At 72.5% G+C, this 17,540-nt stretch carries 13 protein-coding genes; 3 read left to right on the top strand and 10 right to left on the bottom strand.

Annotated elements, in window-relative coordinates; all coding sequences use genetic code 11:
- Window positions 1-5: 5 nt before the first annotated feature.
- Window positions 6-665 carry a hypothetical protein gene (locus IPQ09_17275; protein MBL0195939.1) on the bottom strand — a complete coding sequence of 220 codons (660 nt, stop codon included), beginning with the start codon at window positions 663-665 and terminating at the stop codon, window positions 6-8.
- A 157-nt stretch (window positions 666-822) separates the two neighbouring features.
- Here IPQ09_17275 and IPQ09_17270 point away from each other — a divergent pair, with 157 nt between their 5' ends.
- The 3 genes from IPQ09_17270 (at window position 823) to IPQ09_17260 (ending at window position 3,352) form a co-directional block, all read left to right on the top strand.
- Entirely contained in the window at window positions 823-1,761 is a 939-nt protein-coding gene (locus IPQ09_17270; protein MBL0195938.1) for a 4-hydroxy-tetrahydrodipicolinate synthase, read from the top strand.
- Window positions 1,758-2,627 (top strand): 4-hydroxy-tetrahydrodipicolinate reductase, encoded by an 870-nt coding sequence (locus IPQ09_17265; GenBank protein ID MBL0195937.1) that lies wholly within the window; start codon window positions 1,758-1,760, stop codon window positions 2,625-2,627. Before IPQ09_17270 ends, IPQ09_17265 begins: the two co-directional genes overlap by 4 nt.
- Window positions 2,628-2,701: 74 nt before the next feature.
- Window positions 2,702-3,352, top strand: coding sequence for a DUF523 domain-containing protein (locus IPQ09_17260; protein MBL0195936.1), 651 nt, complete (start codon window positions 2,702-2,704; stop codon window positions 3,350-3,352).
- Between the two features lie 3 nt (window positions 3,353-3,355).
- Here IPQ09_17260 and IPQ09_17255 read toward each other — a convergent pair whose 3' ends face one another.
- The 9 genes from IPQ09_17255 to IPQ09_17215 form a co-directional block, all read right to left on the bottom strand.
- Window positions 3,356-4,351 (bottom strand): peptidyl-prolyl cis-trans isomerase, encoded by a 996-nt coding sequence (locus tag IPQ09_17255; protein ID MBL0195935.1) that lies wholly within the window; start codon window positions 4,349-4,351, stop codon window positions 3,356-3,358.
- Between the two features lie 47 nt (window positions 4,352-4,398).
- Window positions 4,399-4,857 (bottom strand): hypothetical protein, encoded by a 459-nt coding sequence (locus IPQ09_17250; protein ID MBL0195934.1) that lies wholly within the window; start codon window positions 4,855-4,857, stop codon window positions 4,399-4,401.
- Between the two features lie 450 nt (window positions 4,858-5,307).
- Complete coding sequence (locus IPQ09_17245) at window positions 5,308-6,996, bottom strand: HAMP domain-containing protein (GenBank protein ID MBL0195933.1); 1,689 nt, start codon at window positions 6,994-6,996, stop codon at window positions 5,308-5,310.
- A 133-nt stretch (window positions 6,997-7,129) separates the two neighbouring features.
- Window positions 7,130-9,046: a potassium transporter Kup gene (locus IPQ09_17240; protein MBL0195932.1), complete on the bottom strand. Its 1,917-nt coding sequence runs from the start codon at window positions 9,044-9,046 to the stop codon at window positions 7,130-7,132.
- 100 nt (window positions 9,047-9,146) lie between these two features.
- Entirely contained in the window at window positions 9,147-9,962 is an 816-nt protein-coding gene (locus IPQ09_17235) for a prolipoprotein diacylglyceryl transferase (GenBank protein ID MBL0195931.1), read from the bottom strand.
- Window positions 9,959-10,924, bottom strand: coding sequence for a hypothetical protein (locus IPQ09_17230; protein MBL0195930.1), 966 nt, complete (start codon window positions 10,922-10,924; stop codon window positions 9,959-9,961). Before IPQ09_17230 ends, IPQ09_17235 begins: the two co-directional genes overlap by 4 nt.
- Window positions 10,925-12,058: 1,134 nt before the next feature.
- Window positions 12,059-13,291 carry a hypothetical protein gene (locus IPQ09_17225; protein MBL0195929.1) on the bottom strand — a complete coding sequence of 411 codons (1,233 nt, stop codon included), beginning with the start codon at window positions 13,289-13,291 and terminating at the stop codon, window positions 12,059-12,061.
- Between the two features lie 157 nt (window positions 13,292-13,448).
- Window positions 13,449-14,891 carry a hypothetical protein gene (locus IPQ09_17220; GenBank protein ID MBL0195928.1) on the bottom strand — a complete coding sequence of 481 codons (1,443 nt, stop codon included), beginning with the start codon at window positions 14,889-14,891 and terminating at the stop codon, window positions 13,449-13,451.
- Window positions 14,888-17,377 carry a PBP1A family penicillin-binding protein gene (locus IPQ09_17215; protein MBL0195927.1) on the bottom strand — a complete coding sequence of 830 codons (2,490 nt, stop codon included), beginning with the start codon at window positions 17,375-17,377 and terminating at the stop codon, window positions 14,888-14,890. The genes IPQ09_17220 and IPQ09_17215 overlap by 4 nt, the downstream gene beginning before the upstream one ends.
- Between the last annotated feature and the right edge of the window lie 163 nt (window positions 17,378-17,540).

The following is a 17,540-nucleotide window of genomic DNA, read 5'->3' as shown; positions in this document are numbered from 1 at the left end:
AGAGATTAGTGCGCCGCGAGGCCGGTGCCCACCCGGCGCGCGCCGACCTGCCCATTTCGCTCGCGGATCCGCGTTGTGTGCAGCGTCGAGCTGGGCGCGATGGCCTCGCGCCCCGGTGTATCGGGCGCCGTGGTCCGCGTTGGGTGCGAAAAGTGCGCGTCAGCCCCGACCACGCTGTCGTACACGGTCTGAGCCGCCGGCACAGACCCGACCAGCGACGTGGTCGTCTCCGCGGCCTGCGTCCAGAAGACGCCGTCTGCCGTCGCCGCGACTCCGCCGATTCGAGCCGCCTGCCCGCTCACCTCTTCGAAGCCGCCGCCGTCCGTGTTCGCCCGGACCGCCGCCGTTTGGCTGCCGCCGGCGATGGTCGAGCCCGCGACCGAGAGGAGCTCGGCGGGCCACGGCGTCCGAATCGGCTTTGGGGTCAGAGACGACGAGCTCGAAGGCGAAGTAGTACAGGCTCGTCCCGTCGGAGGTCGCGATCCCTGGTTGCCGCCCGCCGTGTCGTAAAAGGTGGGCACCGGCGCGGTGGTCGTCCCGTAGAATAGCGTCGTCGTGGCGGGAGAGTAGGACCAGTACGCGCCGCCGTCGGTCGTGGCCGCGACCCCTCCCACGTTGGTCGACAGGAGGTTCACGTCCTCGAAGCCCGTCCCGTCCGTCTTCATGCGGATGACGATTCGCAACTGCTTGAAAGGAGGACGCATTTGCCTCGCCCGGTGTGCCCCGATCGGCTCCGCTCCTCGCGCAACGCTTCCCCATTGCGCCGCTCCTCGCGCTCCGCTTCCCGCTTGCGCCTACGCGCGAGCCGTAGAAAAAGGGGGCATGGTCGACGTCACCCTTCGCGGAACCTTCACGGCGCTCGTCACCCCCTTCACGAGCGACCACGCCGTGGACCACGCGGCCTTCGAGCGCGTGCTCGAGGCGCAGGTCGCTGGCGGCGTGAGCGGCCTCGTGCCCTGCGGCACCACGGGGGAGAGCCCCACGCTCACCGAGGCCGAGCAGCTCGAGCTCGTGACCCGCTGCGTGGCCGCCGCCAAGCCGACGCGGGGCGGAGTGCGCGTCGTCGCGGGCACGGGGTCGTTCTCGACGAAGAAGACCATCGACGCCTCGGTCGCCGCGGAGCGCGCCGGCGCCGACGCGGTGATGGTGGTGGTGCCGTACTACAGCAAGCCCACGCAGGAGGGGCTCTTCCAACACTTCGTGGCCGTCGCGCGCGCCGTCTCCTGCCCCGTGGTCGTCTACAACATCCCCGGCCGCACCGGGATCGACCTCGCGGCCGACACGCTGCTCCGCATCATGGAAGTGGCGCCGAACGTCACCGCGACCAAAGAGGCCACCGGGAACGTGCTGCGCGCGCAGGAGCTCGTGCGGCGGAGCGAGGGGCGCCTGACCGTGCTCTCCGGGGACGACGGCCTCACCTTCCCGATGGCTGCGCTCGGCGCGCAGGGTGTCATCAGCGTCACCTCGAACCTCTTGCCCGGGCACGTGTCGCGGGCCACGCGCCTCGCGCTCGAGGCCTTCGCCGGCGCGGGCGACGTGGCGGGGGCGCGCGCGGCGCATTTCGCCTTGCTGCCCGTGCACGACGCGATGTTCGTCGAAGCGAACCCAGGCCCCGTGAAGGCCGCGATGGCGCGCGCGGGGCTCCTCGCTGAGGCGGTGCGTGCGCCCCTCGCGCCGATCTCCGAGGCCGCGCGGGCGCGCGTGCTCGAGGCGGTGGCCGCGTTCACGGCGAGGGCGGGCGCCGACCCGCGCGCCTCATGAGCGAGCCCGTCTCGCTCGTCTCGCCCGTCTCGCTCGTCTCGCCCGTCTCGCTCGTCTCGCTCGTGCCGCTCGCCGTGGTCGGCGCGAGCGGTCGCATGGGCCTCGCGGTGGTGCGTGGCGCCGAGGCGGCGGGCTTCCGCGTCGTGTGCGCGGTCGCGAGTCACCACGCGGGCGCCGACGTGGGCGAGCTCGCGGGCGTGGGCAAGCTCGGCGTCGTGATCGCGCCCGAGCTCTCGGCCATCGCGGCCAGCGGCGCGCGCGTGGTGGTCGATTTCTCTCACGCGTCGGCGCTGCCGCCCTTGTGCGCGATCTGCGTGTCGAGCGGGGCCGCCCTCGTGAGCGGGACGACCGGGCTCGACGGCGAAGGCGAGCGCGCGCTCGACCAAGCCGCCGCGCACGTGCCCGTGCTGTGGGAGCCCAACATGAGCGTGGGCGTCGCCGTGCTGGCCGCGCTCGTGCGCCGCGCGATCGCGCTGCTTGGGCCCGAGGTCGAGGTCGAGATCGTGGAGACGCACCACCACCGCAAGGCCGACGCGCCGAGCGGCACCGCGCTGCGCCTCGCCGAGGTGGCCTCGAGCGCGCGCGCCGAGCTTGGCGCCGACTCGAAGCTCGTGCACGGTCGCGAGGGCCGCGCCGCCAAGCGGACGCCCGGCGAGGTGGGCCTGCACGCGGTGCGCGGCGGCGACGTGATCGGCGACCACACCGTGCACCTCTTCGGTGCGGGCGAGCGCCTCGAGCTCACGCACCGCGCGACGGGCCGCGAGCTCTTCGCGCAAGGCGCCCTCCGCGCGGCCGCCCACGTCGTGGGGCGCGGCCCCGGCCGGGTGCGCCTCGCCGAGGTGCTCGAGGTCGCCCTCCACGCGTGAGGGCCGGCCGGCGCCGATGGGGCAGTTTCCCCGCGTCGGTTGACTTGGTGCTTCGAGACGCCCAGCATCGGCGCATGCGAATCGCCCATCACCGCCAGGCTCTCGCCACGCTTCGCCGTCCCAGCGAGGCGGACCCGCTCCGCGTGCTCGTGAGCGGCTGCCTGGCCGGCCTGGGGTGCGGCGTCGACGGCACCGACTACGGAATGGGTAACACTTGCGAGCACTTGCTGTCGCTCTCCACCGTGAAGGCCTTCCCGTTCTGTCCGGAGGATCACGGGATGGGCACGCCGCGCACGATGCCCGATCTGCACGGGGGAGACGGCTTCGCCGTGCTCGAGGGCAACGCGCGAGTGAAAGACGAGCATGGGACCGACCTCACGGAGCCCATGCTCGTCGGAGCGCGCGCCATGGTCGCCCACGCGCGCCTCCACAGCGTCGAGCTCGCGCTCCTCACCGACATGAGCGCGGCCTGCGGCAGCCAGGTGATCTCGCTAGGGTGCCGGCTCGACGCGAACCGGCGCTTCCAGAAGGGCGTGGGCGTGGCGACCGCGATGCTCCTCGGCGCGGGCGTGCCGGTCGTGAGCCAGCGCGACTTCGCGTCGCTCGCCGAGCTCCGCGCTCTCCTCGATCCCGGATTCATCCCCGAGCCTGGTCTGCTGGACCACCACGACCACCCGTGGGTGGTGGAGCACTTTGGCGCCGATCGACGAACCCGGCGCGCCTGACGGTCAGCGCTTCGGGCCGCCGTCTCTTGCGCCGGCCTGCGTGCCGAGCGGGCCGTCGTCGATGTGCACGTTGAAGAGCGACAGCGGCGCGTCGTTGCGCTCGGTGACGTGCGCCTTCGTGAGCGCCTCGAGCGCGCTCGAGGTCGCGGTGTCGAGCTTGCGCCGCGCGAGGGTGTCGCGGATTTGAGGGGTCGCCTCCTCGAGCGTGCGCTTCGTGGCCGCGACCGTGCCTCTTCGCCACACCACCGCGAAGCTCGGCCCCTCGGCGACGGGCCTCGGCACGAGCTCGCCGTCCTTCACGGTCGCCGCGGCGGCGACGAGCGCCGGCTCGGCCTTCAGCCCGGCCTCGTTCGACGAGCCGTCGGGCCCGAGGAACCCCAGGTTTCCGGCGCGCAGGTTCGTGGCCTTGTCGAGGCTCTTGTCGCGCGCGAGGTCGGTGAAGGCCTTGAGCGTGAGGTCCTTCTTGAGGGTGACGAGCAGGGCCTCCGCATCGGCCTGCGTAGCCACGAGGATGCGGAACACGTGCACGCGCTCGGGCGAGTCGTAGAAGCTGCGGTTCGCCTGGTAGTACGCGGCCACCTCGTCGGCGGTGATCTGCGAGGCCGAGGGCACGGTGGCCCGGATGGCGCGCAGGGTCGCGGTGCTGCGGGCGCGCGCGACCTGGTGCGACCACGGGAGCTTCTTCGCGATGCCCTCGGCCTCGGCGCCCTCGGCGAGGAGCAGCTCGGGCAAGACGACGCGGTCGAGGAACCCTTGGCGAATCTCCGCCGGGGTCTTCCCGAACTCGGTGAGCTGGAAGCGGGGCACCAGCGCGAGCCGCGCCTCGAGCTCGCCGACGGTCAGCGAGTGTCGGCCTACGCGCACGACGATGGCCGCCGTTCGCGCGCGCTCCGCGTCTTCGACGCCCGTCGCCCCTGCGCTTGGCGCCACGACGCACAGGCCGAGGGCGAGCGCGGCGACGCGGCGAGCGAGGCGAGCGGGAGAGAGACGAGGCGGCACGCTGACCTTGGTAGGCGGGGTGCCCGGTCGCGGTCAAGGACGGCCGCTCAGCGCGTGGACTTCACCTTGCGCTTGCCCTGGCCGCCGACGCCTGCCCGCGCGAGGAGCTCGTCGCTGATGCCGACGAAGCGGTACGCCTCGGGGAGGAAGCCGTACGCATCGTGGAGGCGACCGACGACGTCGGCGAGGGCGTCGGCGTCGAGCGACGGCTCGATGGGCCGCACCTTCACCACCTTGCGGAGTTGGGCGACGGGCTCACCCAGCTGCAAGAGCTCGTTCACCCGCAAGAGCACGTCGATCGGCTTGAGCTCCCGCTTGCCGCGGGCCAGGCCCTCCTCCAGCTCTTTCAGCAGGCGCTGCCTTCGCTTCTCGGTGCGGCCGTCGCGCTGGGGCGAACCGGAGACGCCTCCGAGCACGTCGTTGAAGAGCCGGGCCACCCGCCGCTTCTCCACCGCTTCCGGGCTGCCACGCTTGTTCTGGGGCTTCGCGGGGCCGGGCTTCGCCATGCAGCTTCACTACAGGTTGAGGAGAGAGAAGACAAGGCCCTTCTCCCGAAAACAAACGCAAAACGTAGCGAAGCGCGACCGGCGTCGACGCCCGCGAGCTTCCCGTGGCGCGTGTGATATATTGAATATTGTTCATAAATACGAGCGTTCGGCGGCGGCGCACATCGCACGGCGCGCGCGCTCAGGCGCAGGCGCCGCCGCGAATGGCGAGGTGAACGCGCAGGTTATCGCGATTGAATGGGACCGAGCGACGGTCCCGGCGTACGAACGCTGTCGCGTATGGGTGGCGCGTGCACCCGTCTCCGGTGATCCGGGGCGGGGTTTGGTGGCAGGGACGATGGCTCCGCGGAGGTCGCCCGAAGGCTGAGCGTGCTCGGGGAGCTTGGTTGTTTGGCCCTCGATGGCGCTCCACCCCATGCGCCATCGCGGCGTGCAGACGACAGACCACGATCACCCGCTCGCCGGTCCGCGAGGCTCAGGCGGCGGGCCCTCGGGCACGAGCGAGAGCCGAAACGCCGCCCCGCCCGCGGCGCTGCGGCCGATGTAGGCGAGCTCGCCGTCGTGTTCGATGGCGATGCGCTGGGCGATGGCGAGCCCGAGGCCGGTCCCTTGCGCTTTGGTGGTCGCGTAGGGCTCGAAGAGGCGAGGCGCGATCTCCTTCGCGAGGCCGGGCCCGTTGTCCTCGACCGTCAGGGAGCAGCGCCCGTCGGGCTCCCACACCACCGAGAGCGTGACTCGCGCGTCCGGGCGGCCGCGCACGGCGTCGAGGGCGTTCTGCACGAGGTTCGTGAGCACCTGCACGAGCTGGTCGCGATCGGCGCGGAGCGTGCGCGGGCGGCGCGGGCTCGCCGCGGCCTTCGGCGCGACGGGCTCGACGAGCTCGAGGACGGTGCTCTCCGCGAGCGGCTCGTGCGACGAGACGACCTTCCGCGCCACCTCCACGGGATCGAGGTCCTCGGGGCGGGGCTGCGGGAGCCGCGCGAAGCGGGTGAACTCGGTCACGATGGTGGAGATGCGGTGCACCTCGGAGAGCACGGTGCGCGTCGCCTCGTCGAAGTACTCGTCGAAGGCCGGATCGTCGCGCGCGCGGAGGCGCCGCAGCGTCTCGACGGCGGCGCGGATGGGCGCGAGCGGGTTCTTGACCTCGTGCGCGACGCGCCGCGCGACCTCGCGCCACGCCGCCACGCGCGTGGTCGCCGCGAGCCTTCGCCGCGTGACCGCGAGGTCTTCGATCATCTTGTCGAACGCGACGACCAGATCGCGCACCTCGCCGGAGCCGCGCACGGTGAGCGGGCGGGCCTCGTCGGTCTTCACGCGGCTGGCCTCCCGGGCGAGCTCCGCCAGCGGGCGACCGAGGCTCCTCGCGAGGAGCACGGCGAACACGAGCGCGACGCCGAGCGAGACGGCGGCGGCGAGCAAGATGCGCTGATCGATGCTCGCGAGGGCGAGGGTGAGCTCCGCGCGCGGCTTCGACACGGTGAGCGGGATCTCGGCGCCGCGCTCGTCGGCGAGGCCGCACGAGGCTACCGTCACGTCGGCCGCGGGGACCGCGCGGCCGACCGCGACTGTGACGCCGAGCGCGGCGCCTTGCCGCGCGAGGAGCGGCTCGAGGTGACGGGCGCCCACGAGCCCGGCGACGTGGCCGCGCCCGGCCTTCGCGCAGCGCGACACGAGCGAGAGCGCGTGATCGCCGCGTCGGAACGAGTAGCTCGCGGGGCCCTTGCCCATCGCCGCGGCGACGTCGCGCCGCGACTGCGACAGGAGCGACTTCGGATCGGCCCCCACGAGATCGCCGTCGTCGACCGCGAGCAAGAGCTCGTCGAAGTCGAACGCCACCCGCTCGGCCGGCACGAGCGAAGAGAACGCGAGGCGCCGCTCCGCGAAGTCACCGTGCTCGAGGGCCACGAGCGCGCGATCGACGAGCTCGCCCGATTGGCACGCGCCGCCCACGAGCCGGCGATCACGCTCGGCTTGACGCACCACCTCCGCGCGCACGCTGTCGCACGCGCGCTGCACCTCCGCGTCGAAGCGCGTGGTCTCGGCGTTCACGCGGTCTTCGCGCACGAGCACGCCGAGGCCCGTCGTCGAGAGGACGGCGACGAAGCCAAAGGCGAGGACGAGGCGAGGGGCGAGGCGCACGCGGTGACTCTACAACGCGCGCGACCGCCCCGCGCTTCCGGGGGAGGCCCTCGGACCCGCGGAGCAAGGTTCGGCAAGGTTCTCCCCCGGACTCAGTCCGGGGTCGGCTAAGGAAGACCATGACCGTGCTGATTTACAGCTCGACCTGCGTGCCGAGCTCGACGACGCGGTTCGCGGGGATACCGAAGAACATGGTCGCCGGCAGGGCGTTGCGCGACATGATCGCGAACACGCGCTTGCGCCACCGCGGCATGGTCGACTTGCCGGTGACGAGGAGCGTCTCGCGGCCAAGGAAATAGCTCACGTCGCCGAGGTCCACTGTGAGCTGGCCGCTCGCCTGCGCCGCGGCGAGCGCCGCCGGGACGTTGGGGGTCTGCATGAAGCCGAAGCGTAGCTTCACGCGGAAGAACCCGCCGCCCGCCTCGCTCACCTCGCAGCGCTCGCTCGCCGGCACCTCGGGCGCGTCGGTCGTGCTCACCGCGAGGAGGACGATGCGCTCGTGGAGCACCTTGTTGTGCTTGAAGTGGTGAAGCAGCACCGGCGGCGCGCCGTCGAGGTTCGAGGTCATGAACACCGCCGTGCCGCGCACGCGGTGGGGCTTCAGCTCCTCGAGGTCGGCGAGGAACGCCGAGAGCGGGAGCGTGGCCTCGAACATCGACGCGGCGAGCGCCGCGCGCCCCTTCTTCCACGTGGTCATGAGCGTGAAGATCGCGATGGCGCACGCGATGGGCAGCCAGCCACCGTCGGTGAACTTGAGGAGGTTGGCGCCGAAGAACGCGAGGTCGACGGAGAGGAACAGCGCGAGCAGCCCAGCGGCCTTCCACGGCGCCATGCCGAGCTTCTCCTTCGACACCACGTAAAAGAGCACCGAGGTGATGCCCATGGTCCCCGTCACCGCGATGCCGTACGCCGCGGCGAGCGCGGTGGAGGCCCGGAACGCCAGCACGAGTCCGATGCAGGCGACCATGAGCGCCCAGTTGACCTCAGGGATATAGATCTGACCTTCTGCTTCTCCGGAGGTGTGCACGATGGTGACGCGCGGCGAGAACCCGAGCTGCACGGCCTGCCGCGTGAGCGAGTACGCGCCCGAGATGAGGGCCTGCGACGCGACGACGGTCGCCACGGTCGCCACGACGACCACGGGGTAGCGCGCCGCGGGGCCCGCGAGCTTGAAGAACGGGCTCTCGGGGTCGACCACGAGGCGGTAGAACACGCTGTGGGACTCGTCGATGGTGCCGCGCTCGAGCAGGAACGCGGCCTGCCCGGTGTAGCTGAGGAGCAGCGCCGGGAGCACCACGCCGTACCAGGCGTACACGATGGGCTTGCGGCCGAAGTGGCCCATGTCGGCGTAGAGGGCCTCGCCGCCCGTGATGCACAGCACCACCGAGCCGAGCACCATGAACCCGTGGAACTTGTTGGTGGCGAAGAAGCGCGCCGCGTAGACCGGGTTCAGCGCGCGCAGCACCTCGGGGTGGCGCGCGATCCACGGCGCGCCAAGCACGCCTATCATCGTGAACCAGACGAGCATCGTGGGGCCGAACACGGCGCCGATGCCGGCCGTGCCGCGGCGCTGCATGAAGAAGAGGCCCACGAGCACGAGGACGGTCAGCGGGACGATGAACGCCTTCAAGCGGTGGCTGTCGTCGTCCAAGCCCTCGATGGCCGAGAGCACCGAGATCGCCGGCGTGATGACCCCGTCGCCGTAGAGGAGCGCCGCGCCGAAGAGACCGAAGAGCACGAGCACAGAGGCGGTGGGTTTGCGGCCGAGCAGCGAGAGCAGGGCCAAGATGCCGCCCTCGCCCTTGTTGTCGGCGAGCATGATGAACGTGAGGTACTTCACGACCACCACGAGCAAGATCGCGTAGTAGATGAGCGACAGCACGCCGAGCACGTTGTCGGCGGTGGGCTTCACGCTGTGGGCGAAGCACTCCTGCATCGTGTAGAGCGGCGAGGTGCCGATGTCGCCGTAGACGACCCCGAGGGCCGCGAGGGATATCTTCGCGAGATCCTTGGAGGAACTGGGACCGTGACCGTGAACCGCTCCCGACATGGTGGTGAGCCGACTCTTTAGTATTCTCCGCGCGCGCCGGCCTATGAATTTGTGGCTCGATCGCAGCACGGCGGGCCAGGTTGACGTGGACTTCGCCGCTTCAACTGCGTGCGATCACGCCGCTTTGCGTCTCGCAGAGCGCCCACGCGACGACCGCGGCCAGTACCCCCACGCTCAGCCACTGCGAGGTCGACAGGCTCCACAAGAAGCCGCGCGAGTCATCGCCGCGCAGCAGCTCGATCCCGAATCTGCCGGCGGCGTAGGTCGCCGAGGCCGCGGCAAAGCCGCCCCCGTCTCGGCGCGCGCGACGTTCCGCCATGAGCGCTGCCCCCGCCATCAGCGCGCCGAGGAGGGCCTCGTAGAGCTGCGTCGGGTGGACGGCGAGCGAGGTCCGATCGCTGGCGAGCACGAGGCTCGCGGCGAGGTGCTGCTGGAACGCCGGGCTCCCTGCGGGATACCGCACGCCCGCGAACCTCGAGGTGACGCGGCCGAAGTCGCACCCGCCGAAGAGGCAGCCGAGCCGCGCGAGGCCGACCAGGATGCCGACCGTCGGCGCGAGCACGTCGAGCGAGGCGCCGGTCGTGAAGCCTCGCCGTCGCGCTACGAGCAGATACACGAGGACGAGGCCAAGGAGCGCGCCGTAGGCCATCTGACCACCCTCGGTCAGCGCGTGGAGGCCGTGACCGGCGTGGACGCGCGATGGCAACTCGAGCGCGGTCGTGAGCACACGCGCGCCGACCCCCGCGCCGACGAACCCCGCGACGAGCGGAGCGCGCAGGCGGCGGAGCTCCGGGGCGCGCGAGCGGCGCCAGAACCACGCGCCTGCCCCCACCATCGCCGCGCACTGGAGGAACGGCCACACCGGCACGGGGGAGCGCCCCACGACCGCGATCAGCTGCGTGAGCCCGGCCGTCATGACGCCTTGCGCGAGCCGTGCTGACGGGCCGAGGTTCGGCTTCGCGCGACGACCAGGGCGAGCACCGCGACGGTGCACCAAAGCCCAGCCGGCCCGTCGTCGCTTGGGCCTCGCGGGCTGTAGCTGCACTTGCAGGGGTCCTTGTCGTCGCACGGGGACCTCCAGTTCCCCATGCCGTCCCCCCATTCTTGGGGGCCACTCGGCTCGCTCTTGACGAAGCTGGCAGGGGGTGGAGCTTCCGGGATCTCGTCCCGTGCGGTGGCGACCGTGGGATCGCGGCGCTCCTCCGCGGGCGCGGGCGCGCGCACCGAGGTGGGCGTGGCGGGCGTCGGAGCGGCGGGGATCACGAGCTGGAGAAGTCTCGGATTCACCTCTGCCCGCCCGTCCGCGGTGAGCAGGATCGCGCGCTCGGAGGCGGGTGCCCACGTGATCTCGACATGGCGACCGACGAGCCTCGTCACGGCGCCGGCTGCGCGCGCGACACGCTCATCGACGCTCGCGAGCTCGGCCTCGCTCGGCGGGGTAACCAACCGACCGATGGTCGGGCAGGGCTTCGTGCACGGCGTGAAGTGCCCCGTCGCGTCGATGTCACCCGCGGAGAGCCACGGCGCGACGTCCACGGGCTGCGGGCCGCCGGCGCCCTCGACGACGATCGGGCTCCAGCCGTCCGCGCCTGGCGCCGAGACGCCGGCGCGCGCATAGCCGCTCGCGCGGACCGCGTGACGCGCGAGCAGCTCCCCATAGCGCGCCGGGAGGTCACCCTCGAGCACTTCGGGACCCTTGCCCGACAGGAACGCGATGAGCGCGGAGCTCTCGTCGTCGGCCATCGACTCGGCCCCGCTGCAGCCCGACGCGGGAGCCCCAAGCGCGACGAGGGCGCCGAGGAGCGCGAGGAAGACCGGCCGTCGGAGGGCGGCGGCAGCGGTCAGTGAGCGGTCGGTCGTGGCGACTTGATGGGTCATGCCGCTGCGCTTTGCACAGCCAATGCCAGCGCTGCACTTTCGACTCGGCCGCGGGGATATCGTCCGCAGCGCGAAGAACGGCGCGGAGTTGCGCGGGGCGAGCGCAACGTCCTGCACACGCGGGCCAAGGCGTGCAGGCTCGTGCGCGCGCGCTCCTGAAAACGGGCGCCCACGCCGTCGGTATCGTCTATCGGCGTGCCCGTGAGGTCCCGCGCCGATCGACCCACAGCGTGCCCCCGGCGAGCGAGCGGTCGGGGATGCGTCTGCCCTGGCGCACGCGGGCGCGGAGTCTCGCCCGGCCCGCCTCCACGACGCGTGCGAGCGAGTGGGCGTGCGCGTGCTTGTACAGAGGTGTGCACACATTCACAGCCCAACGCGAGGCGTTGCTGGGGAGCCCTTGGTACGCCATTTGCCATTTGCTCACCATGTCTCCTCTCCCCACTTCGAGTCCGGCAAGCAGGCGTCCAAGCCCTCGCACCACCTCGTGGGGCCGCGCGGCCCGCGTGGGGACGTACGCGTGGATGCTTGGAACCCCGAGCGCGTGCATGAGCTACGAATTCATCACAACGCAGGAGCAAGAGGCCATCGTAGAGGCCTCGATCTCTCAAGGGACGAACGGGTCACCCGCGTGCCGGTTTGCGCAGGTCGGCTACCTGGGGAAGTTTGGGACCGCGGAGGAACCGCCATACTTCGCGAGCTCCGGTGACGACGTGAGCGTCCATTGCCGTGTAGTGCCTGAAGGCGATGGGTATTACGTGGAGGCCCAGACGCGCTCCGGTCGCAGGGGAAGCTTGTCGATCGAGGGGCACTTCGTTCGCTCGCGGCAGGCGCAGACCGTGGCGATGGTCGTCTCTTCGGAAGGGCCCTACGTGCGATACGCGCAGGACGACTGCACGGCTACCTACCACGACGGCCATCGGTTCACTGGCCTCTCGCCGAACGGCTTCTGGGCGGATATCACCTGCCCGAACGCTCGAGATGGAGCCCAGACGTGTCAGACCTTCGCGCGCGTACACTTCCAGAACTGCGGCGCCGGCGTGGGACAGGCCCCCCCCGGGACCGTGAGCGGCGCACTGGTGGTGGGCCGAAGCAAGCCGGGTGAGGGCGTAGTTAGCTGCGTTTCCGAGCACGCTTTTATCGGCGCGCGCGCGAGGTCTCGCCCCAGTCGACGCCTAGCGTGCCCGCGGCGGGAGAGAGGTCGGGGACGCGGCCGCCCTGGGCGCGGATCTCGCCCAGCACGCCGCAGCGGAGGGTGCGCGTGAGCGTCCGGGCGGGCAGGTCGGCGAGGCGGGGCGGGTGGGTGACGAGCGCGGCGGTCCGCGTGGGATCGACCGCCTGCGTGAGCCCGACGAGCGCCCCGAACGCGCCATGGCCCGCGGGTCGCACGAGGTCGAGCGCGAGCGTAAAGAGGCGCGAGGTCCGACGCTGCGCGAGCTCCTCGGCCGAGACGCCCCGCACTGTGAGCTCGTGGCCCGGGCGCGAGAGCACGCCCGCGACCGTGGTCGCGAGCTCGAGGAGATAGGGAGAGTCGTCGCGGACGAGCAGCGGCCCGCTCGGCCCACCCCAGCCGTCGCTCGGCTCGACCGGCCACGCGGGCCCCAGCGCGAACGGCGCCAGGCGCGAGGGCGGGATGGAGTCGCAGATGCGCTGCGGGAGGCCGGGCGCGTCCCACGAGCCCGCGTCGCGCCCCACGAAGAGCGCGGCGTACGCGATGGGGCCGAGGTCGAACGGGCGCGCGCCGGGCCGCGAGTCGTAGAGCCCCATGCCGAGCCAGCCGAGCTCGTCGGCGCCGCTCTCGAAGGCGCGCAGCGAGTCTTTCAGGTCGGCCGCGCGCCGCACCACGAGCTCGTCGAGGAAGGCCGGGCCGCGCGCCGCGCTCGGGTTCCGGGTGAGGGTGAGCCCGTCGCCCCGCAGGGTGGCGCGGAACGGGCCGGTGCCGTCGGGCGAGTCGGGGGAGAACCCGGGCGGCACGATCGCGACGAGCGGTGAGGCGAGGACGCGCACGAGGGCCGCGGGGTCGCGCAGCAGCGGCGCGCCTGGGGCGAACACGAAGCGGAGGGTGTCGCCCGAGACCCTCGGAGCAGGCACGCTGGACAGCCAGCCGCGGGAGTGGCCTGCGCGCGCCCGCGCGATCGAGGCGGCGCACTCGCGGGCGCCCAGGGTGCGCCCCCGCGCCGAGCGGAGGCCGCCCCGGATCACGACCCGCGCCTCGTCGCCCACCACCGCGGGCTCGGCCTCCGCGAGGCTCGGCCCGAAGGCGCCCCGGGCGTCGCGGGCATAGAGCGTGTCGAAGACGGCGTCGGCGAAGAGCGCGGCCGCGAAGCTCGCGCCGTCGTGAGGGTCGAGCGAGGCGAGCGGCCACGGCACCCGCAGCGAGGCGCGCCCGCCCTGCGCCACGCGACCGCGCGCTGCAGCGCTCCGTTCCGCACCCGGGTCGAATCCGACGCCGAGGCCGAGCCCGACGAGCAACGCGCGTCGGGAGAGGAGCGGTGAGTGGCGCGCCCCACCCGCGCTCCCCCGCGACCTAGCGGACAAGCCACACCTCCTCGCCGACCGCCGCGACCAACGCCGGCGCGCCGCCGAGCTCGGCGGGGCAGACGCCCAGCGCGCGGACGCCCTCCTTGGCCTCCAGCCGGAGCCGCGCGCGCGCTCCGGCCCCGAGGCTCGAGACCACGATGCGGTCGTCGCCCGTGTCCGCGGTGGTGACGAGCTCGGGGACGCCGTCGAGGTCGAGGTCCGCGAGGAGGACCTGCGCGCCGGCGCCCTCTTGGGTGAGCACCTCCGCGCCGTCGACTCGCACGCGAAGTCGCCCGCCCGGCTCGCGCGCCGCGACCGCGTCGTGCGGGTGGCCCGCGGCGTCGGCGTAGCGCAGCGCGCTGATCGCGTCGAAGCGCGCCGGCAGCGCCGACGTGGTGCTCTCCGGGGGAGCGCCGCCGCGCGCGTCTGCGCCCAGGGCAAGTCCAGCACAAGGGGCGAGGCCGTCGAAGCTCCCGTGGTCGGGCGCGAGCGTCGCGCAAAGGCCGCCTGCGCCCACCGGCAGGCCCGCGAGGCGGTGGTGCGAAGCGAGATCGGCGGTGAGCGCGACGCCCCCGCGATCGGTCGTGCCGAGCACGAGCGCGCCCGCGTGCCCCGCCGGACCGGCGAGGAAGGCTGCGCCGAGCGGCTCACGAAACGGCACCGCCGCGCGAGCGGTCAGGTCGCTGAGCAGGACGGTCTTCTCCGCGACGAAGCCCGAAGGGCCCATTCGCCCGACCGCCGCGCGTGCGCGTGAGAGCAGCACGAGCTCGAGGCTCCCGTCGCCGTCGAGATCGCCGCACGTGACCGCCAGGAGCTCGCCCTCCGCGTGTGGCGAGCGTGAGGTCTTGGCGCGCTCGAGCAAGATGGGCGGCAGGAACACGCGGACCTCGGCGTCGATGGGCGTCGTGGCGAAGCCGTGGGCGCGCGGACCTGGAAGCGGATTTCTAAGTCTTTCCCAGCGGTTGGTGACCGCAGGGTACAGGTCCGCCGTCACACGGAGGGCGCCCCGTTCCAGCTCGATCTGAGCGAACACGAGGCCAGTCGCGCGCCCCGCGATGCCACGCGCCGTCGCGAGGGAGGCGGTCTTGTCGTGGGCGCGAGCGCTCAGGCGCCCCGCGATCACCTGCGCGACACGGAGCCCGAGCTCTTCGGGGCGCACCAGGGTCGCGTCGCTCTTTGGCGCCTGCGCCACGACGAGCGCGCCCGACGTAGGCAGCCCGCCGGAGCGCGCGAGCTGCGCGGCGAGCGCGTCGGCGACCGCGACGAGCGCGGACACGGGCGCCTTCGCGCTGGCCGCGGGCGCCGCGCTTGGGGCCGTCGGCGCCGCCGAGGGCTTCGGGGCCGTCGGCTGCGGCGCGAGCGGGCGGGGATCCGCGGGCGACCGCAGGGGCGCGAGCCCGACGAGGGCGAGCGCCGCCAGCGCCGCGAGCCTCGGCGCGAGCGGCCTCACTCGACCTTCGCGGGCGCCGGGAGCCCTGGCAGCGCTGGCAGCGCTGGCAGCGCTGGCGGCGCGGAAGGCAGGCCGGGGAACGCGGGCACCTCGGGCGCGCCGAGCGGGGCTGACGCGAGCGCCGAAGGCGCGGGCGTGGGCGCGCTCGCGTCGGCCCCGCCGTCCGCGGCCTCGGCGACCTCCGTGGGCTCGGTGCCCGCGAGGAACAGCTCGGTCATGGCGTCTTCGTCTCCAGGATTCGCGAGCTTTCCCGTGTGTTTGTCTATCTTCACGTCGACGAGCCCGCCGGGCCGTGGGAACTCGCTCTTCGGGCGCCCCTCGTGGGCGGCCTTCATGAACGCGATCCACGCGGGGAGCGCCGTCGTGCCGCCGGCCTCTGCGCCCCCGAGCGGCTTGCCGTCATCGTAGCCCACCCACGTGACCGCCGCGATGTCGGTGGAGAACCCCGCGAACCAGGTGTCCTTCGAGTCGTTGGTCGTGCCCGTCTTGCCCGCCAGCGGGCGGCCCAGCACCTTGGCGCGCTGCGCGGTGCCGTGGTCGATCACGCTCGTCATGAGGTGCGTGGTCAGGTACGCCACGTCCGGCTCGAGCACGCGGCGCGCCGGCGGGCGTGGCCGGAGCTCGAGCTCCTTGCCATCGGGGCCCACGATCTTCGTGACCACGCGGGGCTCCTCGTACACGCCGCCCGCCGCGAGCGTCGTGTAGGCGCCCACGAGCTCGATCGCCTCCAGCTCGTAGCTGCCGAGCGCGAGGGAGAGATCGGGCTTCATCGTCGAGCGAATGCCGAACGCCTTGGCCCAGTCGACCACGTTCGCCGGCCCCACGCTCTCGAGCACGCGCACGGCGACGATGTTCACCGACCCCGCCAGCGCCTCCCGCAGGCGGAGCGGGTCCTTGCCTGTCCACCCCTCGTAGTTCGTGGGCTTGTAGGGTCCGAACCCGCCAAATGCCTGCGGGTTCACGTCGATGAGCGACGCGGCCGTGAAGCGGCGCGAGTGGAGCGCGTAGGAGTAGACGAGCGGCTTGAACGTGGAGCCCGGCTGCCTCCGTGACTGCGTCGCCCGATCGAGCGCGCCTGCCTGACCCTCGTAGCTGCCCACGAGCGCGAGCACGTCGCGCGAGCGCACGTCGAGCGCGACCATCGAGGCCTCCGGGCCGAGCTCGAGCCGGAGCGGCACGCGGCTCTTGGCGGCCGCCTTCTCGTCGTCGGCCGAGGGCGCCGGCGCAGGCGCGAGGAGGCTCACGCGCACCTTCGCGCCGACGGGGGCGAACGCGCTGGGCGAGGCGTGCTGGGGGTTGTAGCGCTCGTACTCGCCGAGCTTGAAGAACCCACTCACGGTGCCCACTTGCACCTCCACCAGCCCCGCCGCGTCGTCGGTGCCGCTCACGACCCCCGTGTACACGCGGTGAGACTCGAAGCTCGGCGTGCCGGTGTACGCCGCGGGCTCTTTGCGGTTGACGACAGGCTTCTTGGTCTTCTTGTCGATGACGGGCGCCGCCGGCGGCTTGAGGCCTCCCGTCAGCCCATGGCGCTTGTCGTACGCGAGCAGGTTCTCCCGCACTGCCTTGCGCGCGGCCGCCTGGAGCTTCGGGTCGAGGGTGGTGGTCACCGTGAAGCCGCCGCGCTGCGCGCGCTCGGGCTCGAGCTCGAGCAGCGTCCTGCGCGCGATCGCGACCACCTCGGGGGCGAGCTCGCTCTGCGGCTCGACGAGCGGGGTGAGGCGCACGGGCTCGGCCATGGCGCGCTCGTGCTGGGCCTCGTCGATGAAGTGCTTGTCGCGCATCTGGTCGAGCACGAACTTCTTGCGGCCGAGCGCCCGCTTCAGGTCGCGGCGCGGCGAGAAGAGCTCGGGGCCGGCGATGGTGCCGGCGAGCAGCGCGGCCTCGCCGATGGTGAGGTCTCGCGCGGGCTTGCCGAACGTGCCGCGCGCGGCCTCCTCGATGCCAAAGCGACCGTTCCCGAAATAGATATGATTTAAATACAGCTCCAGGATCTCGTCTTTGGTGAGCTGCTCTTCGAGCCGGCCGGCGAGGATCGCCTCTCGGACCTTGCGGCGGTAGCTGTGCTCGGCGTCGAGCAGCACGTTCTTGCAGACCTGTTGGGTGATGGTGGAGCCGCCCTGGCGCACCCGGCCCGATCGCAGGTTCACGATCACCGCGCGGGCGATGCCGAGCCAGTTCACGCCCTTGTGCTGGTAGAAGCCGGCGTCCTCGGCGGCTAGCACGGCGAGCCGCATGTGGACGGGCACGTCTTTGAAGGCGATGACGGTGCGCCGCTCGGTGAACAGCTCGGCGAGCAGCGTGCCGTCACGCGCCAGGACGCGGGTCGTCTGCGGAGGGCGGTAGCTCGACCGCAGATCGATCACGCTCGGGAGGTCGCGCTCGTAGTGGCGCACCACGAGGAAGATCGCCACGACCCCAGCGACGGCCAGCGCGGCCAGGCCCACGAGCGCGCGGCGGGTCCAGCGCCACACGAACGCCCCGATCGAGCCGCGCGGCGCCGCCGTAGCCCTCGCCGGGCCCTTTAGGCGTTGCCCGCCCCGCTCGCCGGCCTCGTCTCCGTCGTCCCCGTGACGCGCCCTCGTTCGCCTTGAGGGCTCTCTTCAGCTTCACCTCGTCCCCAACGCTCGGGGCGCCCGCGCGCGTCCC

The sequence above is a fragment of the Myxococcales bacterium genome (assembly GCA_016720545.1).
In the GTDB taxonomy this organism is placed as follows: domain Bacteria; phylum Myxococcota_A; class Polyangia; order Polyangiales; family Polyangiaceae; genus JAAFHV01.
The sequence above is the reverse complement of the archived record's forward strand: the minus strand, read 5'-3'. Positions and strand labels throughout refer to the sequence as shown.

What these genes read in the sequence shown, in the direction of transcription:
- IPQ09_17275 (MBL0195939.1), bottom strand. Translation starts at nt 665, where the DNA reads ATGAAGACGGACGGGACGGGCTTCGAGGACGTGAACCTCCTGTCGACC.
- IPQ09_17270 (MBL0195938.1), top strand. Translation starts at nt 823, where the DNA reads ATGGTCGACGTCACCCTTCGCGGAACCTTCACGGCGCTCGTCACCCCC.
- IPQ09_17265 (MBL0195937.1), top strand. Translation starts at nt 1,758, where the DNA reads ATGAGCGAGCCCGTCTCGCTCGTCTCGCCCGTCTCGCTCGTCTCGCCC.
- IPQ09_17260 (MBL0195936.1), top strand. Translation starts at nt 2,702, where the DNA reads ATGCGAATCGCCCATCACCGCCAGGCTCTCGCCACGCTTCGCCGTCCC.
- IPQ09_17250 (MBL0195934.1), bottom strand. Translation starts at nt 4,857, where the DNA reads ATGGCGAAGCCCGGCCCCGCGAAGCCCCAGAACAAGCGTGGCAGCCCG.
- IPQ09_17240 (MBL0195932.1), bottom strand. Translation starts at nt 9,046, where the DNA reads ATGTCGGGAGCGGTTCACGGTCACGGTCCCAGTTCCTCCAAGGATCTC.
- IPQ09_17235 (MBL0195931.1), bottom strand. Translation starts at nt 9,962, where the DNA reads ATGACGGCCGGGCTCACGCAGCTGATCGCGGTCGTGGGGCGCTCCCCC.
- IPQ09_17230 (MBL0195930.1), bottom strand. Translation starts at nt 10,924, where the DNA reads ATGACCCATCAAGTCGCCACGACCGACCGCTCACTGACCGCTGCCGCC.